The sequence below is a fragment of the Cytobacillus sp. Hz8 genome (assembly GCF_042263505.1).
Lineage (GTDB): Bacteria > Bacillota > Bacilli > Bacillales > Cytobacillaceae > Bacillus_BE.
Window position 1 is genome coordinate 53,817 of record NZ_JBHKFI010000017.1, and the last position, 25,174, is coordinate 78,990.

Sequence of the window (25,174 nt, forward strand, 5' to 3'; positions counted from 1 at the left end):
ATATGGAACATTCTTAAAGAAATTTTCTATATTCATACGACAGAATAAGCAATTACAAATTAACCGTAAGAGGTGCTTTCCATGTTTAAAAAGACTCCTTTTATTTTCTTAAGTAGAAGATGGACGAAAGTTTTTTTATGTTCCATTTGTTAGGCTGGAAACTGGCAAACATCCAAACAATCTAGATCATTTATGAAATAAGGAAGGCAATTGCAACAAAAAAATAAATCAATAATACATGGTTTATGTTTTATTCTTATCCTAGTTTTAAGTGGGCTCGGTTTCATTTGACAGGAGATTAAGACAAAAGACAAAGCTCTTTCTGCATGCAAGATGTCACTTGTGTCCGAAGGGCTTTTTTGTTGCTTTTAAGGCTTGGAAAATAGCTTGTCAAATGGGAAGGATTGTTTGACCTCGCGGAAAATGTCGATTATACTCAATAATAGTTATTTTGGAAGAAATAAAGAATAATAATGTCAGGAGAAGTTGAGGTTGGGAAATCGAGTTGTTTATGCAGATATTTTACGAATACTTGCAACGTTTGCCGTCATGATCATTCATGTGAGTGCAACGAATTATGCTGATTTAGACCCAAATACATACGAGTGGAATATACTGAACATTTATGATTCTTTGGCCAGATGGTGTGTGCCAATGTTTGCGATGTTGAGTGGAATGTTCTTTTTAAATCCGAAGAAACCATTAAATTTGAAAAAGCTATTTACGAAAAATATTTATCGCGTTGCTTTAGCATTAGTTGTTTGGGCATTTGTTTACCAGGTCTACAAAGGCATATTAAAACATGCGATTGATGGGGATTTCTTTAAAGATACCATCAAAGTGATTTTACAAGGAAATACCCATTATCATTTGTGGTTTTTATATATGATTTTAGGATTATATCTCATTAGTCCGATTTTGCGAATCTTTATGCAGAGCGCAAAGAGAAGGGATATTGAGTATTTTTTAATGATAAGTTTTATTTTTACAAGCTTACTACCAACAATTGATCATTTTTATCCATTTCACATTTTTACACCGTTCTTTATTCAATTTGAGGTGAATTTAGTTTTAGGATATACCATTTATTTTATTTTAGGATATTATTTAGCTACTTATGATTTAAGTAAATGGACTAAGATTGGATTATATATTCTGGGTGCCCTTTCCCTAATATTCACCATTTATGGAACACGTATGCTTTCTTTAGATAAAGGGGCTCCAGATACCTTTTTATATTATTATTTACGAGTGAACGTCTTCTTTGTACCAGTAGCACTATTTGTTTTTGCTAAAGACTTTTTTAGGAATACACAATTTAGTGAAACAAGTTTAAAGGTCATTTCTATCCTATCGACCTATAGCTTTGGAATGTACCTAGTTCATGACATGTTCCGCACCATTTTAATGCGTTTCGGGATTGATAATTTGATGTTCAATCAGATCTTATCCGTTCCCATGATTGCCATCATCATATTTATTTTGAGTTTTCTTGCCACAGCAATCGTGCGGAAGATCCCTTATTTTGGGAAAAGAATCACATGAGTTTTGTCGAATTAAAAGAAGCATTTGATCTTCCTTAGCGGAGGATGAGATGTTTTTTTTATGAAAAAAGAAGGTAAATCGATTTTCAACATCCGAAATCGAGGAAATGTCTTTTCTAAAAAATATCTCAATTTTCATATTACAATGATTTTCTCATACAACATTCCTTCTCCATATTGTAAAATGAGAGAAGGAGGAGATGTTTAATGAACCTAAGAACGGGTCTATGGCAACAGCAAACCTTAAAGATGACAATGACACAAGAGTTAAGCCAAGCAATCGCTCTGCTCCAATACTCCTCTTTAGAATTGGCTTCATTTCTGGAAAGTAAGGCTCTAGAAAATCCCCTAATCAAATTAGAAACAGACAATATCAAATCCTTTAATCCCCAATTTGACTATGTAAAATCAAAACGAAGCGGAAGTGAGAAGGACCAGAAGGCTTGGATTGAGCAGATTGGTGAACATGTGATGTCGCTGCAGGATTTTTTGCTGTCACAAATTAACTATACCAGCTTAGAATCTCATGAAATAGAAGTAATCAAGATATTGATAAAACACATAGATGAAAACGGTTACTTAAGCGAAGACCTTGAGGAAATTAGAAAAAAATATCCGTTCTCACCAGAAGAATTGGAGGTTGGGTTACTTAGTATTCAAGAAGAAGTAGAGCCTGCAGGGATTGGTGCACGTGATTTGAAGGAATGTTTATATTTGCAGCTTCTTCGACTTGAAAAACCAAATGAATTGGCAGAGACCCTGGTACGAGAACACTTTGAACTTTTCGCAGAGAAAAGGTGGAAAAAAATATCGAAGCTGACAGGATTTGATTTAAAAGACATTCAATCGGCTTTTGATTTGGTTTTGACGCTTAATCCAAAACCTGCTGCTATTTTTGTCTCAGAAAAATCGGCCTATATCATTCCTGAAGTTGTGATCATTCCGAATGGAGACGAATTTTCCATTAGCATTTATGATGAATTAATTCCCAGAGTAAGCTTTAATGAATCCTATTATAAAAAATTTACAGCGAAACAGGATTCCGAGGTGAATCGATTTTTAAAAGAAAAGCAGCAGGATTATCAATGGATTGTACGAAGCTTGGAACAGCGGAAAGAAACGCTGAAGAATGTTTCGATGAAAATCGTTCAGAAGCAGCCTGATTTTTTTAAAAAAGGTCCATCGTTTCTAAAGCCGATGACCATGCGAGAAGTCTCAGAGGAATTAGAGATTCATGAATCGACGGTAAGTCGTGCCGTGAGGGATAAATACATTCAAACCCCGTTTGGAACCTTTGAATTACGTTCTTTTTTTACCAGTACGATACAAACGGTGACAAATGATACGGCATCTTCCAAGCAAGTTAAGGATATAATTAAGGCTCTTATTGAGAAGGAAAATAAACAGAAGCCATTATCTGATCAAGACCTAGTATATTTAATTAAGGAGCAGGACGGCTTGGTTATTTCGCGAAGAACAGTTGCTAAATATCGGGATCAAATGTCTATTCCATCCTCAGCGAAACGAAAAAGATATGAATAAGAAGGAGAAGCAGCAGTGAAATCAACAATTGTTACCCTATATACAAGAAGTGGCTGTCACCTTTGTGATCATGCCAAAGAAATCATCAAGGAATTAAAGCGAGAGTTTGATTTTTTTTATGAGGAAATTGATATAAACGAAAGCGATGAGCTTACAGAGCAATATGGATTAATGATTCCAGTGGTGAAAATTAATGGAGTCGAGGTACAGTACGGTCATGTTGACAAAATGTTCATATATGAAACGCTTTCAGGAAATTAACAAGCTTTTTAAGTTGAATAAAAGAGTGCCCCCTGTTAAAATAAGATTCGTAGCAGGGGAGTTTTTTTTTAGAGTGAGTGGGACATAATATGTCTATACGGGACATTGATTGTCCATCAGGGAAGAGGAGGATATCATGATGTCATCTATGATTGATATTCAGAAAAAATTATTACCTGATCTGCTTACCGTTATGCAAAAACGCTATCACACCCTCCAATACATACATTTGATGCAGCCAGTGGGGAGAAGAAACCTATCAATAAGCCTAGGGATTACTGAAAGAGTTCTAAGAAGCGAGGTCAACTTTCTCAAAGATCAGAACCTCCTCTCAGTAACAAATGTTGGTATGAGTTTAACACCCGAAGGAAATAATTTACTTGATAGCCTCGAGAGCGTTATGAGAGAACTAACCGGAATAACCGATCTGGAGAAGAAATTGCAGAATAAATTAGGCATCAAACAGGTCGTAGTGGTCACAGGCGATAGTGATGAATCTCCTTGGGTAAAGAAAGAACTCGGAAGAGCGTGTGCTTTAAGCATGAAAGTTTTACTTGAAGGGCATAATATCATCGCTGTTACTGGAGGGTCAACGATGGCTTCGGTAGCAGATATGCTAACTCCTGATTTAGAGGATAAAGACATGCTGTTCGTACCAGCAAGAGGTGGAATTGGCGAAGACGTCCAGAATGAAGCGAACACGATTTGTGCAAAAATGGCGGAAAACACCAATTCAAAACACCGCGTTTTGTATGTCCCTGATCAAGTTAGCCAGGAAACGTACCAATCAATCATGAGAGAACCAAACATCAAAGAGGTATTAGGCTTGATTAAATCGGCGAGCATGGTTTTGCATGGTATTGGAGAAGCTAAGACAATGGCTGAACGTCGTAAAACAGATGCGAAAATTGTGGGAGAAATCATGAAAGCAGGAGCAGTTGGAGAATCATTTGGATATTACTTCAATCAAGAAGGAAAAATAATTCATAAGGTTCAAACCATTGGGCTGCAACTGAATGATTTAGAACATGTCCGCCACATTATCACTGTGGCAGGTGGAGCATCTAAGGGTAAAGCGATTTGCTCATACATGAAACAGGCCCCAGCAAAAAACAAAACGGTCCTCATCACAGATGAAGGTGCCGCAAAACAGTTATTACAAGGGGATGCCCCCTTATAATATTTTTTAAAAGAGAGAAAAGTTTTCAGAAGACTAGGAGGAAAAAATCATGGCAGTTAAAGTTGGTATTAACGGATTTGGAAGAATTGGACGTATTGTATTTCGTGCAGCATTAAATAACCCTAATGTAGAGGTTGTAGCTGTAAACGACTTAACAGACGCTAAAATGTTAGCCCACCTTTTAAAATATGATTCAGTACACGGAACTTTAGATGCTGAAGTATCAGTAAATGGAAACAACCTTGTTGTAAATGGTCGTGAAATCATCGTTAAAGCAGAACGCGAACCAGCAAATCTTGGATGGGGCGAGCTTGGTGTTGAAGTGGTTGTTGAATCAACTGGACGTTTCACAAAACGCGCAGATGCAGCTAAACACTTAGAAGCAGGTGCTAAGAAAGTAGTTATCTCAGCTCCAGCAACTGATGAAGATATTACAATTGTTATGGGTGTTAACGAAGATAAATACGATGCAGCTAGCCATCATATTATTTCCAACGCATCTTGTACAACAAACTGCTTAGCTCCTTTTGCAAAAGTTTTACATGAAAAATTTGAAATCAAACGCGGTATGATGACAACTATTCACTCATACACAAATGACCAACAAATTCTTGACTTACCACATAAAGATTTCCGTCGTGCACGTGCAGCTGCAGAATCTATGATTCCTACAACAACTGGTGCAGCTAAAGCCGTTGCTCTAGTATTGCCTGAACTTAAAGGTAAATTAAACGGTATGGCAATGCGTGTTCCAACTCCAAACGTTTCTGTAGTAGACCTTGTTGCTGAACTTGGTAAAGAAGTAACTGCAGAAGAAATCAATGCAGCATTAAAAGAAGCAGCTGAAAATGAATTAAAAGGAATCCTTGTATACAGTGAACTTCCACTTGTATCTCGTGATTACAATGGTTCTACTCAATCTTCTACAATCGATGCATTATCTACAATGGTAATGGAAGGTAACATGGTTAAAGTACTTTCATGGTACGATAACGAAACTGGTTACTCTAACCGTGTAGTAGACTTAGTTGATTACATTGCTCAAAAAGGACTTTAATCTCTAAGTTCTTAAAAAATGATAAAGTTCATAATTCATTTATTTGGATGAAAAGTCTATAATAATTAAGGTGAAACTTAAACATTAAGATCATTTCTTCCAATAATGATGAGCTTATATTTTTTAAAAAAGGGGAGCGGGGAGGATTCCCCACTCCCCTTATCTTTGCAATTAAAGTGAACAACCTTGTTTTTTCACATAAAATGGAGTCTTAGGAGGTCTTTTGGCAATGAACAAAAAAAGCGTAAAAGATGTCGATTTAAAGGGCAAAACAGTATTTTGCCGCGTAGATTTTAACGTTCCTATGCAAGATGGGCAAGTAACGGATGATACACGTATTCGCGCAGCGATTCCAACTATTCAATACCTAATGGAACAAGGAGCAAAGGTTTTACTTGCTAGCCATTTAGGCCGTCCAAAAGGAAAAATTGTCGAAGAAATGCGCTTAACTCCTGTTGCAAAACGTTTATCTGAGCTTTTAGGTAAAGATGTGAAAAAAGCAGATGAAGCATACGGCGAAGCAGTAAAAGCAGAAATCGCTACCATGCAAGAAGGAGACGTACTTTTACTTGAAAACGTACGTTTCTATCCTGGAGAAGAAAAGAACGATTCAGAACTTGCTAAAGCATTTGCTGAATTAGCAGATCTTTATGTAAATGATGCATTTGGCGCTGCTCACCGTGCACATGCTTCAACAGAAGGCATTGCGCATCATCTTCCAGCTGTTTCTGGCTTCTTAATGGAAAAAGAGCTTGATGTATTAGGAAAAGCTTTATCCAATCCTGAAAGACCATTCACAGCCATTATTGGTGGGGCGAAAGTTAAAGACAAAATCGGTGTCATCGATAATCTTTTAGAAAAAGTAGACAATCTAATCATTGGCGGAGGATTGGCTTACACATTCGTAAAAGCTCAAGGCCATGAAATCGGACAATCTCTTTTAGAAGAAGATAAAATCGATCTTGCAAAATCTTTTATGCAAAAAGCAGAAGAAAAAGGCGTTAAATTCTATATGCCAGTAGATGCTGTTATCGCAAAAGAATTTGCCAAAGATGCTGAATCAAAAGTTGTCGCTATCGAAGAAATTCCTTCAGACTGGCAAGCTCTTGATATCGGACCGAAAACAGCTGAGCTTTACCGTGATGTCATCAAGAATTCAAAATTGGTTATCTGGAATGGACCAATGGGCGTATTTGAATTTGATAAATTTGCTGGTGGAACAAAAGCTGTGGCAGAAGCATTAGCTGAAGCAAGCAATACTTACTCTGTTATTGGTGGAGGAGACTCTGCTGCTGCGGTAGAAAAATTCAATTTAGCTGATAAAATGAGCCATATTTCAACTGGTGGAGGAGCTTCTCTTGAATTTATGGAAGGAAAAGCACTACCAGGTGTTGTAGCTTTGAACGATAAGTAATAAAATTTGAATTGTTGATCAATTTAAATTTCGAAAAAGGTAGATTTTGCGTAATTGGGAAATATCCAATCGCTGCCGCTCTCATGTAGTATTTTTTACACCAAGATAAAGCAACCTGATAGAGAGAACAAAAATCTGCTTGTGTAATACAGAAAGGATGTGCCCCATGCGTAAACCAATTATTGCAGGAAACTGGAAGATGAACAAAACCCTTCCAGAGGCAAAACAATTTCTAGAAGAAGTTATTGGGTCTGTACCAAGCAACGATCAAGTTGATTCTGTTGTCTGTGCTCCAGCTTTATTTCTAGAACGTTTAGTGGAAATGTCTAAAGGCACCGACGTCAAAATCGGAGCACAAAACATGCACTTTGAAGAAAATGGTGCTTTTACAGGCGAAATCAGCCCAAAAGCATTAGAAAACTTAGGGGTTCAATATGTAATTATTGGACACTCAGAACGCCGCGAAATGTTTAATGAAACAGATGAATCTGTGAATAAAAAAGCGTTAGCAGCTTTCAGCCACCATTTAATTCCGATTATTTGTTGTGGAGAAACTTTAGAGCAACGTGAAAACGGCGAAACGATGCAATTAGTTGGCGATCAAGTGAAAAAAGCTCTTGCAGGTCTGTCTGACGACCAATTAAAACAAACGGTTATTGCTTATGAACCAATCTGGGCAATCGGAACAGGCAAATCTTCTACATCTAAGGATGCAAATGAAGTTTGCTCACATATCCGTAAAGTGGTTGCTGAACAATTTTCACAAGCAGTGGCAGATCGCATTCGCATTCAATATGGCGGCAGCGTGAAGCCGGAAAATATTAAAGAATATATGGCAGAATCTGATATTGATGGTGCTTTAGTTGGCGGAGCTAGCTTAGAACCTCAATCCTTCTTGCAACTTTTGGAGGCTGGTAAATATGAGTAAGGCACCTGTTGCATTAATCATTTTAGATGGATTTGGCTGCCGTAGTGAACATAAAGGAAATGCTGTCTACCATGCGAAAAAGCCAAACTTTGATCGCCTATGGGAACAGTACCCACATAATCATCTAGGGGCTAGCGGTGAATCAGTTGGTCTTCCTGATGGACAAATGGGAAACTCTGAAGTAGGACATTTAAATATCGGTGCGGGACGTATCGTCTATCAAGCCCTAACAAGAGTGGATGTAGCGATTCGTGAAGGAGAGTTCCAAAAGAACGAAACCTTATTGAATGCTGTTCAACATGCCAAGAAAAATGGCACAGCTCTTCATTTATTTGGTCTATTATCTGATGGCGGTGTTCATAGTCATATTCGCCATTTGTTTGCTCTTCTTCGCTTAGCAGCAGACGAAGGCCTAGAAAAAGTTTATGTACATGGCTTCTTAGACGGACGTGATGTAGGTCCACAAACAGCTGGTCAATATATTCAAGAAACATTGGATAAAATGAAAGAGTATGGCGTTGGTGAATTCGCCACCATCTCTGGACGTTATTATTCCATGGACCGCGATAAACGCTGGGAACGTGTAGAGAAATCTTATCGTGCCATGGTTTACGCAGAAGGCCCTTCTTACAGTGATCCATTACAATTAGTAGAGGATTCTTATTCTAACGGAATCTATGACGAATTCGTAATTCCATCTGTGATCACAAAAGAAAACGGCGAACCGGTTGCGACGATTCAAGACAACGATGCGGTTATTTTCTATAACTTCCGTCCTGACCGTGCGATCCAAATTTCTAATACTTTTACAAATAAGGATTTCCGCTCATTTGATCGTGGACCAAAGCATCCAAAAGATTTATACTTTGTCTGCTTAACGCATTTCAGTGAAACGGTTGATGGCTATGTTGCCTTTAAACCAGTTGGTCTAGATAATACATTTGGTGAAGTATTATCACAAAATGGTTTAAAACAACTTCGTATTGCGGAAACTGAAAAATATCCTCATGTAACCTTCTTCTTTAACGGAGGCCGTGAAGCTGAATTTCCTGGTGAAGAGAGAATCCTGATTGCTTCTCCTAAAGTGGCTACATATGATCTTCAACCAGAAATGAGTGCTTATGAGGTTACCGATGCATTGCTGAAGGAAATTGAAGCAGATAAATTTGACGCGATCATTCTGAACTATGCAAACCCTGATATGGTTGGACACTCAGGTATGCTTGAACCAACTGTAAAGGCGATCGAAACGGTTGATGAATGCTTAGGCAAAGTCATCGATTTAATTACGAAAAAGGGTGGTACAGCGATTATCACTGCTGACCATGGGAATGCTGATGAGGTTATTACTTTAGAAGGTAATCCAATGACATCTCATACAACAAACCCAGTACCAGTGATTATCACGAAGGAAGGCGTCACTGTACGCGATGGAGGAATCCTAGCGGACATAGCTCCAACCTTGCTTGGCCTTCTTAATATTGAAAAGCCAGCAGAAATGACTGGAACATCATTGATTCAAAAATAATTTTAAAAAATAAATTTGACCATTAAAGGAGAGAAATATAATGCCTTATATTCAACATGTATACGCTCGTGAAGTTTTAGATTCTCGCGGAAATCCAACAGTAGAAGTAGAAGTTTTAACTGAATCAGGTGCATTTGGACGCGCTCTTGTTCCATCTGGTGCATCAACTGGTGAATACGAAGCAGTTGAACTTCGTGATGGTGACAAATCTCGTTACGGCGGTAAAGGTGTATTAAAAGCAGTTGATAATGTAAATAACATAATTGCTGAAGAAATCATCGGCATGGATGTTACAGATCAAATCGGTATCGACCGCACAATGATCACTTTAGACGGTACTGAAAACAAAGGTAAATTTGGTGCTAACGCAATCCTTGGTGTTTCTATGGCAGTAGCAATTGCAGCAGCTGACTATGTGGGACTTCCATTATACCGTTACTTCGGAGGATTCAACGCAAAACAATTACCAACTCCAATGATGAACATCATCAATGGTGGATCTCATGCTGATAACAACGTTGACTTCCAAGAATTCATGATCCTACCTGTTGGAGCTCCAACATTCAAAGAAGCAATCCGTATGGGTGCTGAAGTATTCCATTCATTAAAATCTGTTCTTTCTAGCAAAGGCTTAAACACTGCTGTCGGTGACGAAGGTGGTTTCGCTCCAAACCTTGGTTCTAACCGAGAAGCTTTAGAAGTTATCATCGAAGCGATCAAAAAGGCTGGATACGAACCTGGCAAAGACGTATTCTTAGGAATGGACGTAGCTTCTTCTGAATTCTATAACAAAGAAACTGGTAAATACGATCTTGCAGGAGAAGGCCGCACTGGCTTAACTTCTGAAGATATGGTTAACTTCTACGAAGAATTAGTTAACGAATTCCCTATCATCTCAATCGAAGATGGTCTAGATGAAAACGACTGGGAAGGCCACAAACTTTTAACTGATCGCATCGGTAAAAAAGTTCAACTAGTTGGGGATGACCTATTCGTAACTAATACTAAAAAGCTTGCTGAAGGTATTGAAAAAGGAATCTCTAACTCAATCCTAATCAAAGTTAACCAAATCGGTACTTTAACTGAAACTTTCGAAGCAATCGAAATGGCTAAACGCGCTGGCTACACAGCAGTTGTATCTCACCGTTCTGGTGAAACAGAAGATGCAACAATTGCTGACATCGCAGTTGCAACAAACGCAGGCCAAATCAAAACCGGTTCTATGTCTCGTACAGACCGTATCGCTAAATACAACCAATTACTTCGCATTGAAGACGAACTTGGTGAATTAGCTGTCTATGATGGTATTAAATCTTTCTATAATATTAAGCGATAATAGAAAATAGTTGTTTGATGATGAGTGGGTGTCCTCTTTTTAGAGAGCACCCATTTTTTTATTTTTTCGCGAGCAAATTTAAATTTTTGTTAAATCGCGAGTAAAAAATTTTATTCGCGAATAATTGAAAGATATCGCGAATAAGTCATCATTCAAAAATATGCACCCTGGGGAAGTCGCGAGTATTTCAATCTTACCGCGAGTATTGAAGAAAACTCGCGAGAAAGTACTATTTTTCGCGAGTAACAAAAAAATTTCGCGAATAAATCGATAGTATCGCGAGTAATTTATATGATTCGCGAATAAATAAAAATTTCGCGAATAAAAGATTTCTTTTCGCGAGTAAATTTTTAAATTCGCGAATATTTCCAGGAAAGTCGCGAGTAAATTTCGATTTTCGCGAATAAAATAGATTTCAGCAATTATTTTCCTAATGGAAAGTACTTTTTATCTCTATACGACCCAGTTGAGGGAAGGTTCATCCCTTTTAATAAACGTGATGCAGTATCTTTTGAGCTCAAAAGAAGAAATTTCCTAGCTTCTTGATTGGTGATGAAAGGTTTTATTAAGGAAAAGTATTCGTAAATTGCTTCAATATGAGCATTTTTATTTGTTGTCCCACATGAATGACATAACCAAGTACTGTGTGCTCTTTCCATCGGGATCGAGTTACAATTAGGGCAGCGAACTCCATTTCTTATTGTTGAATTTGAAAGGTTGAATTTTTGGAGAAAATCCATCGTTAGAGGGGTATGCTCAGATATCAATAGTTTAGTGATTTTTTTCAATACTTTTTGATTTAGGACTTCTTGCTTATATTGAGATCTTATGGATTCAATTCGTTCTTTTAATAGTGGAGCATGAATAATTCGATGTTTATTATAGGTGCTGATTGACTGGGTTTGAATAATGGAAGAGTCGTTGCTGATCACAATTAAATGATCGATGGGGATACTTGGCAGCTTCTTTGATTGAAGCCATGAGGCTAATTGAAATTGTTGATTCTTCACCTGAGTGATTGGATCTTGAAATGCTTCATCATGGTCTTTCATATTGCGAATAAGTTGGTTATGATTCCCTTCAAACAGAAGCTTGCCCATGATATTTTTTGCCTCAATAATTAATAGGAAATTTTGATGTAAGAGAAGGGTATCCATTTGAAAATAGTATTTCTCATTGTTCGTTAAGCGGAGGTTATGAAGGATTGTATATTGCTTTTCGGGGATAAAGTGAAGATGATAGTCTAAGTTTTGTTCACCACGGTAGCCCAACCATCGTTTGGCCAATTCCTTTTCAATATCTGGTTTCTTTGGATGGTTCGGGGCTAATCTAGAGAGCAATATTTCTAATAATTGAATGGCTAGAGGAAATTCTCGTTCCTTTTGTATCAAAAAAAGATCACTCCTTGTCAGTTTATGTATATATTTTCTTTATAGATTTGGAAATCCCTTCTTCATTCAGTACATAAAAATCCCATTGATGCAGATTTCACATCAATGGGATTTATTTTTAGCCTATTTTATGCAAATCTTCTTTTTCCCGTTCATCCACCGGTACCACAGCATCTAAAAGCGCAGCCTCCAATTCCTGCTTATAGCCTAACTTTACTTCAGCTTCCCAGCCAAAGTATTCACTCATGAATTGAATAACGGGCTCTTTATACTTTCTGACTAAATCAATATCAAAGAGGATGGCGCCGGTTCTGCGATTAAAAAAGTCTACTGGAGTAGTGACCATTTCTTTTTCCAATGCGTATTGAAGCTTCGCAAATAATGGAATGGGAAGATTGGACTCCTTCGCTTTTCCGCCTTTTTCTCTAATGATATCAAAAACGATAGGAACATTAGATCCGTATACAGAAGCTAAGTGAGTGGCTTCTTTTTCTGTAAGGCCAAGCCTTTTACCAATTATTGCTTGTTCAGAAACATACTTTTTAAAGTTAGCTGAGCCGCCAACATCTCCTCCGGAAATCGGCATATGTTTCGTTGTACATTTTGGATAGGTAATATTCTCTCCTTCTTGAAGTCTTTTTGCCAGTAAATCGACAATGGTTTCCGCCATTTTGCGGTAGCCGGTTAATTTTCCGCCAGCAATCGTTAATAGTCCGGATGGGGATTCCCAAATTTCATCCTTCCGTGAGATTTCAGATGGATCCTTTCCCTCTTCATAAATTAATGGGCGAACCCCAGCCCAACTGGATTCGATATCTTGTTTCGTGATTTTAGCATTCGGGAACATGTAATTAATTGATTTGATAATATATTCTCGATCCTCAGATGTCATTTTGGGGATGGCTGCATCTTGGTCGTAGAAGGTATCGGTTGTCCCTACATAGGCTTTTCCGTCACGTGGGATGGCAAAGACCATACGTCCGTCTGGTGTATCAAAATAAACTGCTTGTTTTAATGGAAATCTGGATTGGTCGATGACAACATGCACACCCTTTGTTAATCGTAGGACCTTACCTGTTTTGGAATGGTCTTTTTCACGAATTAAGTCAACCCATGGTCCCGTTGCATTAATGACTTTTTCGGCTTGAATTTTATAGACCTTTCCTGTTAAAAGATCCTTAACTTGAGCTCCTACAACCTTGCCATTTTGATAGAGGAGCTCCTCAACCTTGGAGTAATTTAAGACAGTGGCACCCTTATCAATGGCAGCCTTCATGACTTCGATGGTGAGGCGAGCATCGTCCGTTCTGTATTCTACATATTTTCCTCCGCCTTTTAAACCGTCACGCTTAACGAGAGGTTCTCTTTCTAAAGTTTCTGCTGCAGTGAGCATGGAGCGTCTTTCACTTTTCTTCACGCCAGCGAGAAAATCATATACCCGTAAGCCGATGGAGGTCGTAAATTTCCCGAATGTCCCGCCTTTATGGAAAGGGAGGAGCATCCATTCTGGTGTCGTTACATGTGGGCCGTTTTCATATACGACTGCTCTTTCTTTTCCGACCTCTGCGACCATTTTGACTTCAAATTGTTTTAAATAGCGCAAGCCTCCGTGAACGAGTTTGGTGGAGCGGCTGGAGGTTCCGGCAGCAAAGTCTTGCATTTCGACTAAGGCGGTTTTCATGCCGCGTGTAGAGGCGTCTAGTGCAATGCCGGCGCCTGTGATTCCGCCACCAATGATTAGCACGTCATATTTTTCTGTTTGTAGTTGATTCATGATTTTATCGCGATTTTTGTTTGTGAAGTTTGCCATCTTCATTTCCCCTTTTCCATTAAGAATTTTCGCTCATGTTTGGATGGAAAAAGAAAAGAGACCACAAAAAGCATTATCGACATACCGATAATGTTTTTGTGGTCTCTCCATTTCTCCTACCGAGCTATTAACTTATTTTTATTATAACATAAGGATGTTTTTTTAACAGTCTCATTTTTATTTGCTATTTTTGTATCGTTAGTTGCTTTAATAACGCAGCATGAATCCACTTTGCTTGTCATGGGCGAACGATGAGCTCGCGTGGTCTCTGCTTTATTGAAAATACCACAGGCTACTTCTCATTTTATTGAGAAAACTGCCTTCTTATTTAAAGGCCATTGTCGCATGGATTGCTTTTTTCCAGCCATCATATAGTGCATGGCGTTTTGTCTCTCCCATAGTGGGGCGGAAGGCTTGGTCGATGGACCATTGCTTTGAAATTTCCTCTTGATTGTTCCAAAAGCCAACGGCAAGTCCTGCTAAGTATGCGGCACCAAGGGCAGTGGTTTCGTTGATTTGTGGTCGTTCGACTGGAACATTTAATAAATCGCTTTGGAATTCCATGAGGAAGTTGTTTTTAACAGCTCCGCCATCGACGCGCAAAGTTTTGAGGGTAATGCCGGAATCTGCTTCCATGGCGCCTAAGACATCTTTGGTTTGATAGGCCAGAGATTCTAGAGTTGCACGGATAAAATGTTCCTTCTGTGTCCCGCGTGTTAGGCCAAAAATTGCCCCGCGGACATCACTGTCCCAATAGGGTGTTCCAAGGCCAACGAAGGCAGGAACGACATAAACACCATCTGTTGACTCCACTTTTGTCGCATAGGCTTCGCTGTCCTTTGCATCCTTGAACATTCTCAAGCCATCGCGCAGCCATTGAATGGCAGAACCAGCTACAAAAATGCTTCCTTCCAATGCGTATTCGACTTTTCCATTAATCCCCCAGGCAATAGTGGTCAGTAATCCGTTTTTAGAAACAACCGCTTTTTCTCCTGTGTTCATTAACATAAAGCAGCCAGTTCCGTATGTATTTTTTGCCATCCCTTCTTGGAAGCATGCTTGCCCAAATAAGGCAGCCTGCTGATCCCCTGCCGCTCCAGCAATAGGTACTTGTTCTCCAAAGAAATGGTGCAGGTCAGTATGTGCATAGATTTCAGATGATGGATGAACCTCTGGCAGCATAGAAGCAGGAATATTTAAGATTTCAAGCAGATCTTCATCCCATTTTAATTCATGGATGTTATACATGAGTGTGCGAGAGGCATTAGAGTAATCCGTTACATGAGCCCGACCGCCAGATAGCTTCCAAATGAGCCAAGTGTCAATGGTACCAAATAGCAATTTTCCTTCTTCTGCTTTTTTTCTAGCCCCTTCTACATGATCTAAAATCCATTTCACCTTTGTTCCGGAAAAATAGGCATCAATTAATAATCCAGTTTTTTGACGGAAAGTATCATTGAATCCCTTTTCTTTTAATTCCTCACAAATTTCACTCGTTTGCCTAGATTGCCAGACAATCGCATTATAAACAGGAAGTCCTGTTTCTTTATCCCAAACAACCGTTGTTTCCCGTTGGTTCGTGATGCCTATTCCAGCAATTTGCTGGGCCTCGATATTGGCTTCGGATAAAGCGGAGGCAATCACGGCTAAAATGGAGCCCCAAATTTCATTGGCGTTATGCTCAACCCAGCCTGGTTTTGGAAAAATTTGCGTAAACTCTTTTTGCGAGGAATGAACAATTTCCCCTTTATGATTAAATAAAATGGCTCTTGAACTTGTTGTTCCTTGGTCTAAAGATAGGATATATTTCTCCATCGTTAAAATCCCCCTCTTGAAGTTTCCCCTAAATTTTTATGCTGCGTTTTTTTCCATATTGACTTCTCGATTTTGTTGCTTTCCGAAAACGCTTGCTAAAGTAAGTACAATGATATTTAAGGCTAACACGAGCCAGAAGGTCAAGTTCACTTGACTTAAATAGAAGGCTTGATAAGCAACGGCTCCTAATGCTCCTCCTAAAATAGGTCCAATTACTGGTATCCAAGCGTAGGACCAATTGGAACGCCCTTTGCCTGGAATCGGCAAGACAAAGTGAGCGATTCGTGGACCCAAGTCACGTGCAGGGTTAATCGCATAGCCGGTTGTTCCGCCGAGTGACATCCCAATGACGACAATTAACAGACCAACAGCAATTGGATTTAAACCTTCTGTAAATTTATTTGTTCCTATAAATAATAACCCTAAAACGAGAATAAAGGTGCCAATTATTTCACTTAAAAGATTTGAAAATGAATGTGGGATGGCTGGACTAGTTGCAAATACTCCAAGCTTAGTGGCAGGATCCTCGGTAACTTTCCAATGTGGTAAATAGTGTAAATAAACAATTGTTGCCCCTAAAAAGGCTCCAATCATTTGAGCTAGAATATAGCCAAGAACTTTACTCCAAGCAAAGCTTCCTTCAATGGCTAAAGCAATAGTTACAGCTGGATTTAAATGGGCACCGCTGATGGAACCAACAGCAAATACCCCCATGGTTACAGCCAAACCCCAAGCAATTGTAATAACAATCCAACCTGCATTGTTTGAATAAGACCTTTTTAATGAGGATCCTGCTCCTATCCCGGCACCGAAAACAATCACAATCATCGTACCAAGAATTTCTCCCATAAATGGTGACATATGTAATCTCCCTCCCTGATGTAAATGAAAATATCTGCATCGGAAAAACAAAAAAGAAGATTCATAGCACAGATATACCAAACCAAACCGGTAATGCCTGTGTGAATCTCCATTTCTCCGTCACATCATATTAACTTAGTTCAAAGTATATTATGTGATGAAAACGCTGTCAATATTTTTTTACCCCGTTGTTAAAACAAGTTCCATAAATCCGTTTTAGATGTTGTGATGGCAGTTGCGCCAGCTTCGAGCGCATTATGAACCTCATCGGCCGTGCGAATCAATCCACCTGCAAAAATCGGTGTTTGAAGACGTTCTTTCACTTCTTTTATCATCCAAGGCATAGCGCCAGGCAAAACTTCAATATAATCAGGTTTGGTTTTTTCAATTAAGCGATAGCTTTTTTCTAAGGCATGCGTATCGATGAGAAAAATTCTTTGGACTGCCACCACCCCTTTTTGTTTCGCTTTTAAGATAACATTGGTTTTGGTGGAAATGAGTCCATAGGGTTTAAATTCCTGACAAATAAACTCAGTGGCATAGTCATCATGTTTGATGCCATGAATCATATCGACATGATAGATCATCTTTTTCTTATATTGTTTCGCAAGCGCACTAATATTCTTTAATTGCGCGAGATGCATTTCAAGAAAAACCCCGATTTCATAAGGACTTTCCAGAAATTTCTCGAATTCCTTCATGCTTGAGGAGGCAGGTAATATTTTTTGCTTCACTATCTCAACTCCAATCAAAAGCTCCATGAATGATCATTATTCTTTTGCCACTTAAATGGCTATTCAGGGAAATAACGCTTTGATTAGTTTCCCCTTGGTCTTTGAATTTTACATTGAACATGATAAAGGATAACAATATGAAAATCTATTATATTCCTCACATATTTTACAGGGTTTAGAAAAAATAGGAGAAAGGATGCAGATTAGACCCCGATCTTCCACAAGTCCTGATTTTCATCAAGATAGTCATTCTTTAAATGAGGTCATCCCTAAATCAATATTGTGAAATATAGTAAAACATGTTAAACTAATAACATTGTCAAATGTACGTTTTTCAGGAGGTTGGCTATATGCATGCATTATTAGTCACATTGCTCGTTATCGTTTCTATTGCACTCATTATTGTGGTGCTTCTACAATCAGGTAAAAGTGCAGGACTATCCGGAGCCATCTCTGGTGGAGCTGAGCAATTGTTTGGTAAACAAAAAGCGCGCGGCATGGATTTAATTTTACAGCGAATTACAATTGTATTGTCCGTGTTATTTTTCGTGCTAACGTTATTAGTTACTTATTTCAAATTATAAGAGAAAATTTACCTGGCTTCCTCAAGTCAGGTTTTTTTTGCTTATTAAAGTCTTTGAATTAGGTTCTGCTACTTCCTCACTTCAATGTTCATATCCTTCTCTCCTGATTTTTAGTCAAACTATTGGCATGTCTACATTTTCTTTGATAAAACTAATTACGGGTAGAATTTATTAAAAAGGATATTTTTCTACAAATTAATGATATATTCTAAAGGGGTTTATTGTATGAAAATTGTTACACCAAAACCTTTTACTTTTGAAGGTGGAAAAAGGGCAGTATTGCTTTTGCACGGATTTACCGGCAATACGGCAGATGTTCGAATGCTTGGTCGCTTTCTTGAAAAACATGGATATACAAGTTATGCGCCATTATATAAAGGACACGGGGTTCCTCCAGAAAAGCTAGTCCATTCGGGAGCAGAGGACTGGTGGCAGGATGTCTTAGAGGGCTATGAGTATTTAAAAAGCAAGGGACATGATGAAATTGCGGTCGCAGGTCTCTCGTTAGGTGGCGTATTTTCCTTGAAATTGGGCTACACTGTACCTGTAAAGGGAGTAATCCCGATGTGTGCCCCAATGTATATAAAAAGCGAAAAGACGATGTATGAGGGTGTATTGGATTATGCGAAGCAGTATAAAACGATGGAAGGGAAATCAACTGATCAAATAGAAAGGGAAATGGAAGAGTTTCAAAAGACACCGATGAAAACCTTAAAAGCGTTGCAGGCGCTAATTGCAGATGTACGAGAGCATGTGGACATGATTTATGCTCCAACCTTTGTCGTGCAGGCACGTCATGACAAAATGATTAATACAGATAGTGCAAATATTATTTATCGAGAGGTTGAATCTGATTTGAAGGAAATCAAATGGTATGAGGAGTCCGGTCATGTCATTACTTTAGATAAGCAAAGAGATCAGCTTCATGAGGATGTCTTACAGTTTTTAAATCAATTAAGTTGGAAAGAATAAGGACTAAAAGAAATTCCCAAGAGGGAGGGATAAAGATGGACGGAAATATCAGGCAGCATATTGATAAGCTCATGATATATATGAAGGATGAAGCTTATAAACCGTTAACAGTTCAAGAACTTGAAGTAGCTTTTGGAATTGAGGACTCGGTTGATTTCAAGGATTTTGTCAAGGCACTGGTGATTATGGAAGAAAAAGGTCTCGTTGTGCGTACAAGAAGCAATCGCTATGGTTTGCCGGAAAAAATGAATCTAATCAGAGGAAAATTAGTCGGTCATGCCAAAGGGTTTGCCTTTGTGATTCCAGATGAGGCAGGAATGGATGATATTTTCATCCCGCCAAATGAAACGAATAATGCGATGCATGGAGATACAGTGTTGGCTCGTGTAACGACTGAAAGCTCTGGACAACGAAGAGAAGGAACCATCGTTCGCATTTTAGAAAGAGGGATTCAACAAATCGTCGGAACATATGTTGAAAGTAAAAATTTCGGTTTTGTGATTCCAGATGATAAGAAGTTTACGAGTGATATATTTATACCGAAGGCAAGTTCACATGGGGCCGTTGAAGGTCATAAGGTTGTTGTAAAATTAATCACTTTCCCAGAAGGACGTAAGAGTGCGGAAGGGGAAGTCGTGCAAATACTTGGACATAAAAATGATCCAGGTGTTGATATTTTATCAGTCATCCATAAGCATGGTCTGCCAATGGAATTTCCAGCTGAGGTTCTTGAGCAAGCAAACGCTACTCCAGATACGATTGAAGAAAAAGAACTTGAAAATCGCCGTGATTTAAGAAATGAAATGATTGTCACGATTGATGGAGCCGATGCGAAAGACTTAGATGATGCGGTTACGGTGACAAAATTAGAAAATGGGAGTTATAAACTAGGTGTACATATCGCTGATGTTAGTTATTACGTGAAGGAAGAGTCTCCAATTGATCGAGAGGCTGCAGATCGCGGGACCAGTGTATATTTAGTTGATCGAGTTATTCCCATGATTCCTCATCGCTTATCGAATGGAATTTGCTCATTGAATCCACAGGTGAACCGGTTAACTTTATCCTGTGAAATGGAAATTAATGATGCAGGTGAGGTAGTCAGTCATGAAATTTTTCAAAGTGTCATCAAAACAACGGAAAGAATGACTTATTCCGATGTGAATAAAATCTTATTAGAAAAAGATGAAGAACTGGTCAAACGATATGAGCCGTTGGTGCCAATGTTTGAATTAATGAACGAGCTTGCTGATATTCTCCGAAATAAGCGGATGAAGCGTGGAGCTATTGATTTTGATTTTAAAGAAGCAAAGGTTTTAGTCGATGAGGATGGAAAGCCAACGGATGTTGTTCTTCGCGAACGATCTGTTGCAGAACGATTGATTGAAGAATTTATGCTTGCTGCGAATGAAACGGTGGCTGAACATTTTCATTGGTTAGATGTTCCATTTATTTATCGGATTCATGAAGATCCAAAAGAAGATAAGCTAAGAAGATTTTTCGAGTTTATTACGAACTTTGGCTATATTGTAAAAGGTACCGCGAATCATGTACACCCAAGGGCATTGCAAGAGATTATTGAAGAAGTCCAAGGGAAACCGGAAGAAATGGTGGTTTCGACGGTCATGCTTCGTTCGATGCAGCAGGCGAAATATGATCCGGAATGTTTGGGCCATTTCGGGTTATCGACGGAATTCTATACTCATTTCACATCGCCAATTCGCCGCTATCCGGATTTAATTGTGCATCGCTTAATTCGGACTTATTTAATAGAAGGAAAATTAGATCAGACAACACGCGAAAAATGGGGAGCAAGATTACCGGATATTGCCGAGCATTCTTCGAAGATGGAACGCCGTTCAGTTGATGCTGAAAGAGAAACCGATGAGTTGAAGAAAGCAGAATATATGCTGGATAAAATCGGGGAAGAGTATGATGGCATTATTAGCTCCGTGACGAACTTTGGAATGTTTGTCGAGCTAGCGAATACCATTGAAGGCTTAGTTCATGTCAGTTATATGACCGACGATTATTATCGCTATGATGAACGGCATTTTGCGATGATTGGGGAACGGACTGGAAATGTTTTTCGAATTGGAGACGAAATTACTGTTCGTGTCATTAATGTGAATAAGGATGAGCATTCGATTGATTTTGAAATTGTGGGTATGAAAGGCACTCGACGCCGCGAGCGCAATGACGCTCCAAAGGTATTTAAAACGGGAAGCTCAGAGAGAAAACCTCGCAAAGGCTCTTCAACTAAAAAACATGGCAGGGAAGACTCTAAATCAAGTGAAGGAAGCCATGCAAAGAAAAAAAGAAAAAGTAAAAAATCTTATGAAAATGCTCCAGCGGCAAAACGGAAAAAGAAAAGAAGGAAATAAAAAACGAGTGATGACAATCTAGTGCTGTCATCACTCGTTTTTTCCTTATTATAGAGAAGGGTCTGTGGAACAATGACGGAGACCAAACAGATTGTAGGCGGACTTGTTTTTTGATAAACTAAGAGAGCAGAATGGGGGTGTTTCATCATGCCAAAAGGTACAGGGAAAATGATAGCCCAAAATAAGAAGGCCTATCATGATTTTTTTATTGAGGATACATATGAAGCGGGGATTGTGCTGCAAGGTACGGAAATCAAATCGATTCGTGCTGGAAAGGTGAATTTAAAGGATTCTTATGCGAGAATCCATAATGGAGAGGTTTTTCTTTACAGCATGCACATCAGTCCGTATGAGCAGGGAAATCGTTATAACCATGACCCACTTCGGACGAGAAAACTGCTGCTCCATAATCGTGAAATCGCAAAGCTGATTGGTGATACGAAGGAAATTGGCTATTCGCTTGTTCCCTTAAAGCTATATTTAAAAAATGGCTATGCGAAAATTTTATTGGGTCTTGCCAAAGGGAAGAAGAAATATGATAAGCGGGAAGACTTGAAGAGGAAGGAAGCAAAGCGTGATATTGAACGTGCTTTCCGGGAAAGACAAAAGTAAGTACGTCTTACAATAACTTACAATTGAAATTATGAAACAATATGCTATAATAATAAATGTCACAAGCAAGTGAAACAAACTATAGCTCATCTATTTCGAGCATCCAGTTGCGGTTATTCTCATATGGTCGAATGTGTGAAATACCACTTCGAACTTTTCTATAATGGGGACGCTACGGATTCGACAGGGGTAGTTCGAGCTTAGGTTGCGAGTCGAGGGGATCGGCCTCGTTAAAACGTCAAAGCCTATAACTGGCAAAACTAACAATAACTTAGCTTTCGCTGCTTAATAGCGCTTAGGCTGTTCGCCCCTCCATCGTCCATGTGGTAGGGTAGCGGACTCAACTTTAGTGGACTACGCCGGATTCCACCGTCTGAGGATGAAGGAAGAGAACAACCAGACTAGCTGGCTGGACGCCTGTCGATAGGCATAAGGATCAGCGAAAACCTAATATGTCGACTACACTCGTAGAAGCTTAAGTGCCGATACTTTTGGACGTGGGTTCGACTCCCACCGTCTCCACCAAATACATATTTGGTGGTTTTTTATTTATGTGTGAATTTAAGGATATTTTTGCCGTTGTGGCAACGATATACTTAAATATAAAATAGGCAAAAATATACTTAAACTCATTTCTCATTTGGATGATTATTTGTCGCATGTAAGTTATAGACCTCAAGTTACACATTTTTTACGTTATTGGTAAATGGGCCATTTTGAATTATAAAAATCCACGTTACAATGTAAAATTTGATAAAATAAATTCTGGACGTAACTCCTTTTGGATGGAGCGTCTATTTTGATAAATACAGAAGCCTGATTAAGAGCAATATTCATATTGGATAAACCAGTTAAGTTTGTAAATATTACCCAATAAAAATTCAAAGGATTTATATGACCTACTATAACAATTTCTGATATCAATGGAATGTAAATAAGATGACCTCTGTTGAATACGAGATTGCTGAAAAAGTACCTAGCCATCAAAAACAGCTTATAAGAATATCTATAACTAGTGTATAAAGAATGTTGATTTTCAATATATTGTATTGTTTCGTCTTAGCTTTTAATTTAGTTGGACTTTTTCAGTGGCCTCGTTGAATACATAAATCATCTTCATAATGTAGCATAACCTTTTTCAAATTTTCCTTTACACAATGGGCACACTTTAAAATTTGGCTAATCCTATATTACGAACGGTGGCTTTACTTTAACATGGGAAAGCCTTTTCTTATTTAATTAACGGGGCAATAGTTGAGTGGAGCAACATCGGTTATGTTGTTCATACTGATTAAGAATACTATTGATAAAATTCCTTATATATAGGATGTTAAGTCAGTGGTACAATCAATTATTCTTAATCCTTGGTCTTTCTGAAGAATATTAATTAGGACGATAACGCAATAAAAAAGATGATTCCATCCTTTTTATTGTCATTTCTCCTTCTTTAAATTAAGAGTGTTCAGCTGGCTCCTTTTTTAAACCTTCATGATGTTAAAATAGCTTCCTCTTTCCTCACGCATTAACTTTAACATCTGTCCTTTTCTTTACAAAAAGTTTACATTGAAGAGACTTGAATTTAAGGGATCAGTAATATATCATATAAGTAAATAGTTATATGTGTATATAGCGACTAAAGAATGTTTAAAAAGAAATTATTAATAAATAATACTTTATCAAATTACAGTAAAGAAGTTAAAATTCGACTTAATAATAATTTTATTGTTATATGTTTATATGTAATTAAAAAAGAGGTGTATCTAATGAAATCAAAATTACAAATTGAACAAGTTGCCAAGATTTTAAAGTTATTAGGTGACAAAACACGTTTATCCATTATTGCAATTTTGAGAATACGAGAATGCTGTGTTTGTGAATTACTTGAGGTATTTGAAATGAGTCAGCCTTCCATCAGTCAGCATCTTCGCAAATTAAAGGATGCAGGACTTGTTAAAGAAGAACGTAGAGGTCAGTGGGTGTATTATTCATTAAATGCCCATAATGAGCTGTATGTACTTATTGAAGATATTTTGGAATATGTTACTGAACAAGAGGAGCAAATCAAGATGATTGAAAGGAGCAATCCTACACAAAAGTGCGGCAGTTAATTTAAACAATATATATATGGGGAGTGCGAGACATGAGTAATGCAGAAAAAAAACGTCTATCTTTTTTGGATAGATACCTGACACTGTGGATTTTTCTAGCTATGGCAGTTGGAATCGGATTGGGATTTGTCTTTCCAACATTTGCAGACAGTATGGATAAGTTGCAGGTAGGAACCACATCCATTCCACTAGCCATTGGTTTAATATTAATGATGTATCCACCACTGGCTAAAGTTCGTTATGAAGAGATTGGTCGAGTATTTAAAGATGTAAAGGTTCTTTCTTTATCACTAGTGCAAAACTGGATCATTGGACCAATTCTTATGTTTTTGTTAGCCATTATCTTTCTTCCTGATAAACCAGAGTATATGGTTGGTCTCATCATGATTGGTTTAGCCCGTTGTATAGCAATGGTGATTGTATGGAATGATCTTGCAAAAGGAGATACAGAATATGCTGCTGGTTTAGTAGCATTCAACTCCATTTTCCAAGTGCTATTTTATTCAGTTTATGCCTACTTATTTGTGACCGTCATTCCAAAATGGATAGGAATTCAAGGGGCAATAGTCAATATTACAATGGCAGAGGTAGCCAAATCAGTTTTTATCTACTTAGGTGTACCATTTATTGCTGGTATGATTACACGTTTTACATTAGTGAAAGCAAAAGGCAGACAATGGTATGAAAAGGTATTTATTCCAAAGATTAGCCCAATTACATTAATTGCTTTGCTATTTACGATTATTCTTATGTTCTCCTTAAAAGGAGATGTCATTGTCAGCTTGCCATTGGATGTTGTTCGTGTTGCTATTCCATTATTGATTTACTTTGTGGTGATGTTCTTCGTTTCCTTTTTTATGGGGAGAAAAATTGGTGCGGGCTATCCTGTAACGACTACACTTGCCTTTACAGCCGGCAGCAATAACTTTGAATTAGCCATTGCCGTAGCTGTTGGGGTATTTGGAATTCATTCTGGTGCAGCATTTGCAGCCGTCATTGGACCACTTGTAGAAGTACCTGTCATGATTGGGTTAGTCAATGTGGCATTACGATTTAAACGAAAATATTTTAACGAGCAATCCGTATAAACTTTAAAAAAAGGTGGAACGAATC

At 38.2% G+C, this 25,174-nt stretch carries 20 protein-coding genes and 1 other RNA gene; 16 read left to right on the forward strand and 5 right to left on the reverse strand.

The window, feature by feature from the left end:
* Window positions 1–492 precede the first annotated feature (492 nt).
* From ACE38V_RS17785 to eno, 9 genes are all read left to right on the forward strand, one after another.
* On the forward strand, window positions 493–1,545 hold the full coding sequence (locus ACE38V_RS17785) for an acyltransferase (RefSeq protein ID WP_375843329.1): 1,053 nt from the start codon (window positions 493–495) through the stop codon (window positions 1,543–1,545).
* 206 nt (window positions 1,546–1,751) lie between these two features.
* On the forward strand, window positions 1,752–3,086 hold the full coding sequence (gene rpoN / locus ACE38V_RS17790) for an RNA polymerase factor sigma-54 (protein ID WP_375843331.1): 1,335 nt from the start codon (window positions 1,752–1,754) through the stop codon (window positions 3,084–3,086).
* Between the two features lie 15 nt (window positions 3,087–3,101).
* On the forward strand, window positions 3,102–3,347 hold the full coding sequence (locus ACE38V_RS17795; protein WP_375843333.1) for a glutaredoxin family protein: 246 nt from the start codon (window positions 3,102–3,104) through the stop codon (window positions 3,345–3,347).
* A 139-nt stretch (window positions 3,348–3,486) separates the two neighbouring features.
* The gene (locus tag ACE38V_RS17800; protein ID WP_375843334.1) at window positions 3,487–4,527 is read left to right on the forward strand and encodes a sugar-binding transcriptional regulator; all 1,041 of its coding nucleotides are present in this window, start codon (window positions 3,487–3,489) and stop codon (window positions 4,525–4,527) included.
* Window positions 4,528–4,576: 49 nt separating this feature from the next.
* Entirely contained in the window at window positions 4,577–5,584 is a 1,008-nt protein-coding gene (gene gap / locus ACE38V_RS17805) for a type I glyceraldehyde-3-phosphate dehydrogenase (protein ID WP_375843336.1), read from the forward strand.
* Window positions 5,585–5,813: 229 nt separating this feature from the next.
* Window positions 5,814–6,998, forward strand: a complete 1,185-nt coding sequence (locus ACE38V_RS17810; protein ID WP_375843337.1) for a phosphoglycerate kinase — start codon at window positions 5,814–5,816, stop codon at window positions 6,996–6,998.
* 166 nt (window positions 6,999–7,164) lie between these two features.
* Window positions 7,165–7,926: a triose-phosphate isomerase gene (gene tpiA, locus ACE38V_RS17815; RefSeq protein WP_375843338.1), complete on the forward strand. Its 762-nt coding sequence runs from the start codon at window positions 7,165–7,167 to the stop codon at window positions 7,924–7,926.
* Window positions 7,919–9,454 carry a 2,3-bisphosphoglycerate-independent phosphoglycerate mutase gene (gpmI, locus tag ACE38V_RS17820; RefSeq protein ID WP_375843340.1) on the forward strand — a complete coding sequence of 512 codons (1,536 nt, stop codon included), beginning with the start codon at window positions 7,919–7,921 and terminating at the stop codon, window positions 9,452–9,454. The genes tpiA and gpmI overlap by 8 nt, the downstream gene beginning before the upstream one ends.
* Before the next feature lie 40 nt (window positions 9,455–9,494).
* Window positions 9,495–10,790 carry a phosphopyruvate hydratase gene (eno, locus tag ACE38V_RS17825; RefSeq protein ID WP_375843341.1) on the forward strand — a complete coding sequence of 432 codons (1,296 nt, stop codon included), beginning with the start codon at window positions 9,495–9,497 and terminating at the stop codon, window positions 10,788–10,790.
* A 422-nt stretch (window positions 10,791–11,212) separates the two neighbouring features.
* Here eno and ACE38V_RS17830 read toward each other — a convergent pair whose 3' ends face one another.
* The 5 genes from ACE38V_RS17830 to ACE38V_RS17850 form a co-directional block, all read right to left on the reverse strand.
* On the reverse strand, window positions 11,213–12,181 hold the full coding sequence (locus ACE38V_RS17830; protein WP_375843344.1) for a nuclease-related domain-containing protein: 969 nt from the start codon (window positions 12,179–12,181) through the stop codon (window positions 11,213–11,215).
* 118 nt (window positions 12,182–12,299) lie between these two features.
* The gene (locus ACE38V_RS17835) at window positions 12,300–13,991 is read right to left on the reverse strand and encodes a glycerol-3-phosphate dehydrogenase/oxidase (protein ID WP_375843345.1); all 1,692 of its coding nucleotides are present in this window, start codon (window positions 13,989–13,991) and stop codon (window positions 12,300–12,302) included.
* Between the two features lie 324 nt (window positions 13,992–14,315).
* Window positions 14,316–15,806: a glycerol kinase GlpK gene (glpK, locus tag ACE38V_RS17840; RefSeq protein WP_375843346.1), complete on the reverse strand. Its 1,491-nt coding sequence runs from the start codon at window positions 15,804–15,806 to the stop codon at window positions 14,316–14,318.
* Between the two features lie 36 nt (window positions 15,807–15,842).
* Window positions 15,843–16,667: an MIP/aquaporin family protein gene (locus ACE38V_RS17845; protein ID WP_375843347.1), complete on the reverse strand. Its 825-nt coding sequence runs from the start codon at window positions 16,665–16,667 to the stop codon at window positions 15,843–15,845.
* 191 nt (window positions 16,668–16,858) lie between these two features.
* Complete coding sequence (locus ACE38V_RS17850; protein ID WP_375843349.1) at window positions 16,859–17,401, reverse strand: glycerol-3-phosphate responsive antiterminator; 543 nt, start codon at window positions 17,399–17,401, stop codon at window positions 16,859–16,861.
* Window positions 17,402–17,751: 350 nt separating this feature from the next.
* On the opposite strand from ACE38V_RS17850, the gene secG reads away from it, so the two are divergent.
* From secG to arsB, 7 genes are all read left to right on the forward strand, one after another.
* Window positions 17,752–17,985 carry a preprotein translocase subunit SecG gene (secG, locus tag ACE38V_RS17855; RefSeq protein WP_375843350.1) on the forward strand — a complete coding sequence of 78 codons (234 nt, stop codon included), beginning with the start codon at window positions 17,752–17,754 and terminating at the stop codon, window positions 17,983–17,985.
* Between the two features lie 225 nt (window positions 17,986–18,210).
* Entirely contained in the window at window positions 18,211–18,957 is a 747-nt protein-coding gene (locus ACE38V_RS17860; RefSeq protein WP_375843352.1) for an alpha/beta hydrolase, read from the forward strand.
* A 35-nt stretch (window positions 18,958–18,992) separates the two neighbouring features.
* Entirely contained in the window at window positions 18,993–21,341 is a 2,349-nt protein-coding gene (gene rnr, locus ACE38V_RS17865) for a ribonuclease R (RefSeq protein ID WP_375843353.1), read from the forward strand.
* A gap of 147 nt (window positions 21,342–21,488) precedes the next feature.
* Window positions 21,489–21,953, forward strand: a complete 465-nt coding sequence (gene smpB, locus ACE38V_RS17870; RefSeq protein ID WP_375843355.1) for an SsrA-binding protein SmpB — start codon at window positions 21,489–21,491, stop codon at window positions 21,951–21,953.
* Window positions 21,954–22,118: 165 nt separating this feature from the next.
* Window positions 22,119–22,478, forward strand: a transfer-messenger RNA (tmRNA) gene (gene ssrA / locus ACE38V_RS17875).
* 1,238 nt (window positions 22,479–23,716) lie between these two features.
* On the forward strand, window positions 23,717–24,061 hold the full coding sequence (locus ACE38V_RS17880) for an ArsR/SmtB family transcription factor (protein WP_375843357.1): 345 nt from the start codon (window positions 23,717–23,719) through the stop codon (window positions 24,059–24,061).
* 32 nt (window positions 24,062–24,093) lie between these two features.
* Window positions 24,094–25,149, forward strand: a complete 1,056-nt coding sequence (arsB, locus tag ACE38V_RS17885; protein ID WP_375843358.1) for an ACR3 family arsenite efflux transporter — start codon at window positions 24,094–24,096, stop codon at window positions 25,147–25,149.
* Window positions 25,150–25,174 lie beyond the last annotated feature (25 nt).